This is a genomic window from Candidatus Lokiarchaeota archaeon (assembly GCA_014730275.1).
In the GTDB taxonomy this organism is placed as follows: domain Archaea; phylum Asgardarchaeota; class Thorarchaeia; order Thorarchaeales; family Thorarchaeaceae; genus WJIL01.
In genome coordinates, this window is record WJIL01000119.1 from 1 (window position 1) to 2663 (window position 2663).

At 46.2% G+C, this 2663-nt stretch carries 4 protein-coding genes; 2 read left to right on the forward strand and 2 right to left on the reverse strand.

Features of this window, described 5'->3' with window-relative positions; all coding sequences use genetic code 11:
* The first annotated feature begins 28 nt into the window (after window positions 1-28).
* Window positions 29-1057: a (Fe-S)-binding protein gene (locus GF309_13255; protein MBD3159743.1), complete on the forward strand. Its 1029-nt coding sequence runs from the start codon at window positions 29-31 to the stop codon at window positions 1055-1057.
* A gap of 6 nt (window positions 1058-1063) precedes the next feature.
* On the opposite strand, the gene GF309_13260 is transcribed toward GF309_13255, so the two are convergent.
* Window positions 1064-1285 carry a 4Fe-4S ferredoxin gene (locus GF309_13260; GenBank protein MBD3159744.1) on the reverse strand — a complete coding sequence of 74 codons (222 nt, stop codon included), beginning with the start codon at window positions 1283-1285 and terminating at the stop codon, window positions 1064-1066.
* A 2-nt stretch (window positions 1286-1287) separates the two neighbouring features.
* The gene (locus GF309_13265; protein MBD3159745.1) at window positions 1288-2157 is read right to left on the reverse strand and encodes a 4Fe-4S dicluster domain-containing protein; all 870 of its coding nucleotides are present in this window, start codon (window positions 2155-2157) and stop codon (window positions 1288-1290) included.
* A gap of 181 nt (window positions 2158-2338) precedes the next feature.
* On the opposite strand from GF309_13265, the gene GF309_13270 reads away from it, so the two are divergent.
* A partial coding sequence (locus tag GF309_13270) for a GTP-binding protein (protein ID MBD3159746.1) occupies window positions 2339-2663 on the forward strand: 325 nt, incomplete at its 3' end.

The following is a 2663-nucleotide window of genomic DNA, read 5'->3' on the forward strand; positions in this document are numbered from 1 at the left end:
CTATTCGCCTTCGTGCCCCTCGGGAGAAATGTTCAATTTCGAGTCATTCTATGCGTCTGGAAGAATCAAGATCTCCCAAGCGCTTGAGCAGGGAAAGCTGGAATGGAGTGAAGATCTCTTACTTCCTATTTTCGCATGTCCTCTATGCGGAAACTGTGAAATTCAATGTCAAGCTCCACATCAGGATATCATCGTTGACCTCATGGAAGAACTAAGAAGAAGAGCAGTTGATGAAATTGGCCCCCTTCCCTCGCATTTGCGTTTTAGGAACAGTGTTGAGAAGAACCATAATCCCTACGGTGAACCTCATGCCGATCGTATAACAGCAGAATCCTTGAACTTGCGTGAAAAAGCGGATCTCGTCTATTTCATTGGCTGTACGTCAACCTACAGAGAACAACAAATACGCGATGCAACCCTCTTGATTCTGGAAAAGGCAGATGTTGAATTCACTGTAGTTGACGAATATTGCTGCGGATCTCCGCTATTGCGAACTGGGCAGATGGATTTAATCGAGTTTCTAGTCCATCACAATATTGATGCTTTCAAAAAAGCTGGAGCAACAAGAATACTAACGTCTTGCGCGGGTTGTTATCGAACTCTAAGCACCGATTACCCAAATCTAGGATTTGAGCTTCCAGAAGTACTACACATCACAGAGCTCCTTTCGGAACTGTTACAAGATGGCGAAATCAAACTTCGTAGCGATATTGAACCCCGCACGGTGACGTTTCATGATCCGTGCCATCTAGGTAGACACTGTGGCGAATATGACTCTCCGAGAGATGTTCTTGGATGTCTTCCAGTTGATTTTGTTGAAATGGAGGCGAACCGGGAAAACGCATGGTGCTGTGGGGCCGGCGGAGGAGTAAAGGCAGGATTCAATGATTTCGCACTTTGGAGTGCAGAGCAGAGAATCCAACACGCAAAGGATGTAGAAGCTGACATTCTTGCATCCTCGTGCCCTTTCTGCAAAAGAAATCTAAGCGATGCGAAAAGAGAAGGAGATCCTGAAGTAATGGACTTGGCAGAGCTCATTGAGCGCATGCTTGCATGAAGACGATTATACCAATGTGATGGCTTCTTTTGGACATGTTTCAACGCAGTCTCCGCATCTTGTGCAAAGATCAGTAAACGCTACATCTACCCGCCAAATATCAGGGTCATCACTTTCATCATCGGGAGAATAGAGCAGAAACAAAGCAGGCGCACAAATTTGCAGACACTTCTTGCATTCTCGAGGATCTCCGCATTTATCATAGTCAACGATGATGTCCGTCTTCATTGTTACCACTCATCCTTGAGCGCTGGAAAGGCGGTTCTGTCCACCATCTCAATAGCTCCCTCTGGACATGCTGTGACACAGAGTCCACAACCATAGCATTTCCAGGCATCAATGAAAGGTCGATTCATAGCATCTGTAAACGTCAGTGCTCCAAATTGGCATCGTGACGCACAAGTACCACAACCAGTACATTTGGAGAAGTCTACCTTGGCTACATATTCTCCCTTGTACAGAGCGTTAAGCCCATAGTCCAGACGAATCCGCGTGGCCGCACACTCCGGATATTCACAGCTACAAAGAGCAGCGATGTAGGGGACCGGGCCAAACCAAACAGTGTTTACTCTTCCACCCCTGTTCATTTTTTCTACAAAGTCCTTGGCTTCATCAACATGCAGCTGCTCAGCACCTCGCTCTGGGATGTATCTAGGCAGTTTTGGTACCATCTCTGCAAGCGCTCCGAAAGCAAGGCAACAGGGGTCTTCAATGCCACGAGTCATGTGCCTACAGGCGCAGTTCACTTTCAGAATCGGGTCTGCCAGTTCTAGGACTTGTTGAGCATCTCCAAGTGGAACAACTTGGCCGGGATGACCTTCAGCTCTTCGGGGACTTCTACCCTTCAAGGGTTTCTCTTTGGTGAACCAACTGCTGATGTACCATTTAATTGCACGGCCTACAACCGGGATACTGAACTTGTATCCTGGTCCCCGTGTGGAAATACCGAATATCTTCTGGAGGTAAACCTTCTCAAAGTGTTTCCACAGCTCATAGATGTATTCGTGAGCGCCTACAGCTTCGGCGGTCTCTTCCAGATAGTTCTTGGAATTTAGATACCACTTCTTCCCAGCTCCGTGTTTATAGCACCATTCGCACATTTTCCTTGCCTTCAAACTGCAGATAGTAAACCTTCTTTCGTTATCCCCTAAATCGCTTTCCCTGATTCAGAACAGGAAGAATCTTACTGTTACTTTAGTTGGAGGAATTTCACCTACACACCCCGGGAAAATCTCAGAGACAATATGAATAGATTATTAGGTGAACAACTTCAAGAAAAACATGATGTCGCATAAACAATCTTCGGTTCCAGTGTACAAAGTCATTCTGATAGGCGACGCCAGTGTAGGCAAATCATCCCTGATTCGAAGACTCCTCTTGGACGAATTCGATGAACAATATACCGCAACTGTTGGTGTCGACTTGAGTGCAGTAGCTCTAAGCATTGGGGAAATAACCCCTGTGATTCTTACAGCGATTGACTTGGGTGGCCAAGCTGATTTTGATGAGTTGCGCTCAAAATACTATCAGGGGGCGCATTTTGCATGCTTGGTCTACGATATTTCCGATCAATATAGCTTTGAAAGACTTGAACACTGGTACGGAG

Excerpts from the sequence above, each read along its gene's own strand:
- GF309_13255 (MBD3159743.1), top strand. The coding sequence starts at position 29 with ATGTTCAATTTCGAGTCATTCTATGCGTCTGGAAGAATCAAGATCTCC.
- GF309_13265 (MBD3159745.1), bottom strand. The coding sequence starts at position 2,157 with ATGTGCGAATGGTGCTATAAACACGGAGCTGGGAAGAAGTGGTATCTA.
- GF309_13260 (MBD3159744.1), bottom strand. The coding sequence starts at position 1,285 with ATGAAGACGGACATCATCGTTGACTATGATAAATGCGGAGATCCTCGA.